The organism is Virgibacillus sp. AGTR, assembly GCF_016919725.2.
GTDB lineage: Bacteria > Bacillota > Bacilli > Bacillales > Amphibacillaceae > Virgibacillus > Virgibacillus salarius.
This window is the reverse complement of record NZ_JAJERH010000206.1, coordinates 1-237: the sequence shown is the minus strand read 5'-3', so window position 1 is coordinate 237 and position 237 is coordinate 1. Positions and strand designations below refer to the sequence as shown.

The window sequence follows — 237 nt, the reverse complement described above, 5'->3', positions numbered from 1 at the left end:
GCCTCTTCTTCAATCGCCTTCTCTTCAACAAGTTGACAACGAAATAAGACAAAACACTGACGTAATAATTCTTTTACTTCGGAATGAACACGAAAACGATTAATGGTACGATAACTTGGTTCATAGCCTTGTGCTAACCACATCATACGTACACTATCTTTAAGTAAGCCTTCTATTTTTCTGCCAGAAAAAACAGACTGTGTATAGGCACATAAGATAATCTTCATCATCATGCGT

Annotated in this window: 1 protein-coding gene; it reads right to left on the bottom strand. The window is 36.7% G+C overall.

Going from position 1 to position 237, the window contains the following annotated elements:
• Positions 1 to 237 (bottom strand): transposase (locus tag JUJ52_RS23245; protein ID WP_228089276.1); only part of this gene is annotated, 237 nt, incomplete at both ends.